The sequence below is a fragment of the Streptomyces ficellus genome (genome assembly GCF_030406405.1).
In the GTDB taxonomy this organism is placed as follows: Bacteria; Actinomycetota; Actinomycetes; order Streptomycetales; family Streptomycetaceae; genus Streptomyces; species Streptomyces ficellus_B.
Window position 1 is genome coordinate 1 of sequence record NZ_JAUEPL010000074.1, and the last position, 4,433, is coordinate 4,433.

Here is a 4,433-nt window from a genome sequence, read left to right on the forward strand (position 1 = left end):
CACCGCCACCTCGGGGCCGTTCCGTTGCCGTCCGCGTGCCGCTGGCCGGCCGCCTCTTCCCGGCCGTGCCGGGGTTCTGTCTTTGTCGGGCGTCACCGGGCGGCCGCTGCTCCGCCGCCCTGCTGTTGCGCCGTCGGCGGGCCGGGCCGCCACATGTTGCCGTTCCCAGCCGCTCGCCCCTCCGTCGCCGTGTGCCGGTCGCTTCCCGGTCGCGCGTCCGCTGCCGCTGTCCCGCGTGCCGTCGTCCCGTCGTCCCAGGTGCCGCGTCGCCGCCTGCCCGCCGCCCTCCTGCGGCCGTGGCGTCCCGGTTCTGCTGCCGGGCGGCCGTCGTGCCGCCTCTCCCCGGCTGTGCCGCCGCCATGTGGCCGCCGCCGCGCCGCTGTCCCGTCCCCGCCCCGCCCGGCCGCCCCGCGCGGCTGCCGCGTCCCGCCGCCGGACGGCCGTCGTCACGCCACCGCGCTGCAGCGGCCCCCACGCAGGAGACCCCGGGACCGGCGCGGCCGCGGGGGCCTCGCTGTCCGGCATCCCGCCCATTCGATGTCCAGCTCCGCCAGCGGGGTGCGCTGTTCGGCGGTGAGTTTGTCGCGGCGGCTTTTGGTGTTCGAAATCCATACGCTCAGTTTCACGGTCACCGGCTCCGTCTCTCCGTCGACCGTGATCTGTTCGCTGTGGCCGCGCGGTACAGGCCGGTCGGCGCCTTCCCGCTCTACCCACTGTGTGAGGGCCGTCAGGCCCCGCTGGAAGGCCTGCTGTGCCTTGCTCGGCCCCTTCTCGTACGCTTGGCCGCCGGGGCGGGAGACGGCTCCTCAAGCGGCTTGACGCCCAGCGTGGACAGCCGCTCCTGCTGCTGGGTCGACAGCTGCGCCCAGGTGCCTGGCTTGCGCTGCTGCTGGAGCCACCGTCCGATGTCGTCGCCGTCCATGAGCACGCCAGGGGCGGTGTCGGGCAGGACGCCATCGGATTCATCGGCGGCGAGGTCGGCGAGGACGCGGTAGTGGCGCTGCCCCAGTTGAGCGGCCAGGGGCAGTTCCAGTCCGGGTCGATCGCGGCCAGCTGCTTAGCGCGCTCTGCCGCCCGCTTCGGGTCCTTCCCCAGGCCCTCCTTACGCCGGAGGTTGGCCATGTACTGCCCGATGGGCACGGAGCCGCCGCCGGCTGGGTCGTCCCACACCGCGTCCTGGCGCGGAGCGAGGTGCCCCGTGGCTGTGGGTTCTCGCCTCGTCTCAGGCGCGTGAGATTGGCTGCTGTTTCTTCGGCTTGGGTACCTGCTTGGGTATGAGATTGATCTTGACTTCGCTTGCGCGTTGATGACCAGCAGGTTTGACGGTGCGTGCATCTGTGGCCTGAAGTGTTGAAGGGCTTGAGCTGCGAGACCTCGATGCATCTGAGATTCCCTGATGTCGTTGAAAACCCTTATAGAGATGAGCGGCTCCGGTGCAGGTCAGGCTCGATCCTGGAGGGCGAGCGTGGAGCGACACTGATCACGTAGGGTTCGCCGTAGTTGCTCATCGGGAGGCAGAGGGGGAGCGTTGGCCGAGGAGCACGCGGAGGGGCGTGTTGCAGTCCTGACGCCGCTGTACGAGCGGCTGGTGATGCAGGCATTGATGTCTCTGGGCACTTCGGCGCCCACTGTGTTGACCATCTGCCGCCCTGGGAAGAAGCCTCTCCTCGAGGCACCTGCGCAGTGGCCGGTTCAGCATGAGCCGACGTGGGAGACCTTGCCGGCGCGTGCGACTGAGCTGCTGGCCTCTAAATCCGTCCTGTTGATGCCGCCCTGGGGACGGATCTCATCGGCGAAGCGCTCGGCGGGCAAGGCGCCCTCGCAGTGGGAAGATGCTGTCCTGCGGTCATGCCGACCAGCCTCTTCCGACAGCGTGCTCGGGTTCCTGGTGCCCTCGCAGTTGTGCGCGTCGGAGGCTCCGTGGGCTGTGGCGCTGCGAGAGGCCATCGCCGAGCACTGGGACACACTGCTCGTGGTCTACGGTCACGGCGCCATGCAGGGCTTCGATCCCCGTCTTGAAACGGCTGCGGTCTTCCTGCGCGCCCGCACGGTTGACCAGCCGCCGTTGAAGATCTTCCGCTTCTCCGCGCGGGACGACGAAGCCGCCGTCGAGAAGGACTTCCAGGGGCTGCTTGCCCGGGGCGGGGGCCGAACGCGCCATGGCTACGTGGCGCGCAGGCGCCCCGATCCCGCAGCATCATTGGCGTTCGATCTTCACGACCCGGACATCGAAGACCGCCGCTCCGACCTTGCCGGCTTTGGTGGCGTGAGGTTGCTCGGCGACCTCTATCACCAGCTGCCGACGCTCCATCTTGCCGACGCCAAGAACTGGACCTGCTCGGCAGAAGACCCCGGTGCGGTACGGCTGTTGGGAGGTCGCGACGTTGGACGCGACGGGACGATCGCACCCGTCACAGAGGAGACACTGTGGGGGCGTGTTCCCGAGTCGCATCTGCTGGCCCCCGGCGACCTCTTGGTGCGTTCAGTCCAACACCCAACGGATCCCGGCGGGTTCGTCGTTGCGGAACTGACCCCCCAGGACCTCCCGGCGGCCGCGACCCACATGGCCATTCCGCTGAGGCCTCGCCCCGGTCTGGACGCACAGCAACGCCGCTTTGCCGTGCTGTTCCTGCGCATGCCGCTGGCCCGCAAGCTCATCGGACTGCAGGCGGGACTGCACCTGGGAGGCAGCAAGCTTCGGGCCTTGCCGATTCCGCAACCGGACGAAGCACTTGCCAAGGTGCTGGACGACGTCACCGCTGCGAGGACACGTCGTGAGGAGTGGCAGGAGGAAGCAGACTCCCTGTTGGCCTCGGTGTTCCTGGACAGGACCGCAGCTGCGGCGCGGTCGCGGATTATCGCATCGGGCCGAGGCCTGCGGCTGCGTGTCGAGGCCGCATCGTTGCTGGACGACCTGGGCCACACGGTGCGCACCCGATTCCCCTACCCTGTCGCCTCCCGCTGGCGTGAGACCGAGGCCCAGACAAGCGCCGGCCCCTCGCAGGGCGCTTACGCGGCCGTGCTCGACACGACCGAGATTCTGTTGTGCTACACGGCCCAGCTGGCACTGGCACTCGCCTGGTCTTCAGGCATCGAACTCGGATCGGCCACCGCCATCAAGGACAAGCTGTCCGCCGGACGTGGTGGCCCTGGGTTCGGTGATTGGGCCTTCGTCCTGCAAGAGGTCTCCACCAGCCGCAAACTGCGCGCTCTGCCACCAGGACACCCGCTTCACGACCTGCGGTCTTTGCTCGACAACAAGGAGACCGCCCAGGCTCGCCAACGACTCAGCGACCGCCGCAACGACCAGGCACACCTGCGGCGAATCGACCCCGTGGACCTGCCGAGGGCTACCTCAGAGGCCCTTGCCGACCTGACTTGCCTGTTGGAGGCGGCGAGGTTTCTCGCGGACTGGCCTCTCCTGCACCTCACGACCGTCCGCTGGGATGCACTCACCCGGACTGCCGCACTCGAATACCGTGAGCTGACAGGCGATCATCCGGTCGTGCCGACCCGCACCATGACGGTGCCCCGCAACGACCTCGAGGCCGGGAGCCTCTACCTGCGCGACAGCGATCACGAGCTGCACCTCCTGCGCCCGTTCCTGGTCGGCCGGGACTGTCCTACGTGCCGGCTGTGGTCCACCTTCCACGTGGACCGTGCCCCCAAGGGCAAGGTCATTCTCAAGAGCCTGGAGCACGGACACGTCGTCGAAGACGCCTCGCTGGCACTGCGGGCCAGCCTGGAGCATGTACAGCTGCTGTGACCCACCCGGGGCGGCGTAGTCCTCACGTTGTGTCGCCGGCCTCGGGGTGTCCGGCAGTTTCACCCGCCGCCTGCGTGGCTCTGGGTCCTTGCGGAAGCAGCGTGCAGGCCTCCTAGGAGGAGGCGGATCCGAGCGCGTACTCAGCGCGGTCCGCCTCTGGCCGCGCCGTCGGGTCGGGAGGGGACGGGCGGGCTGGGTCAGGCGCGTCGGACAGGACGGGGGCGGCGTGGTGTCCGTGGAGCCGGTAGACCATTTCGTCGGGTGCGTGCAGTATGCGGGCCTGCCGCCAGGCCGTGTCGTAGGACAGCGGTGTCTTGCTTCGCCGTTGTAGGAGCAGGGCGTGCAGGCTGGTCAGGGGGGAGAGCACGGCTCTCCAAAGGACAAGCTTCATGGTGAGAGTCCTTGTTCGCCACGTGCCAAGGGCCGTGTGATGGACGTCAGTTGGCGTGTGCCTGCGCCGCGGATGATGCGCCGCCGTTGAGTGCGGCGACGGAGTTGAGCAGGGCGAGCATCGTCCGCTGCTGCTTGTCGGCATCGCTGAGTAGGTGTTTTTGAACGCTGGCCGTGAGGTGCGTACGGCTGGATGATCTGGGGTGTGGCGTCTGGCGGGTTGAGCCGGCGGTACTGCCGGGAGTGTGGTGATCCGCTTGCGTCGTCGATGGCGGCG

The 4,433-nt window shown here is 68.8% G+C and carries 3 protein-coding genes and 1 pseudogene; 1 reads left to right on the forward strand and 3 read right to left on the reverse strand.

All coding sequences use genetic code 11. From position 1 onward, the window contains the following. Positions 1–527: 527 nt before the first annotated feature. Positions 528–1,203: pseudogene (locus tag QWM81_RS28950) on the reverse strand (helicase associated domain-containing protein); the annotation flags it as partial. Positions 1,204–1,528: 325 nt separating this feature from the next. Between QWM81_RS28950 and QWM81_RS28955 the strand changes: the two are divergent. After that, positions 1,529–3,766 carry a hypothetical protein gene (locus QWM81_RS28955; RefSeq protein ID WP_290115464.1) on the forward strand — a complete coding sequence of 746 codons (2,238 nt, stop codon included), beginning with the start codon at positions 1,529–1,531 and terminating at the stop codon, positions 3,764–3,766. A 112-nt stretch (positions 3,767–3,878) separates the two neighbouring features. On the opposite strand, the gene QWM81_RS28960 is transcribed toward QWM81_RS28955, so the two are convergent. Then, on the reverse strand, positions 3,879–4,157 hold the full coding sequence (locus QWM81_RS28960) for a hypothetical protein (RefSeq protein WP_290115465.1): 279 nt from the start codon (positions 4,155–4,157) through the stop codon (positions 3,879–3,881). Between the two features lie 46 nt (positions 4,158–4,203). Continuing rightward, positions 4,204–4,433 (reverse strand): hypothetical protein (locus QWM81_RS28965; RefSeq protein WP_290115466.1); only part of this gene is annotated, 230 nt, incomplete at its 5' end.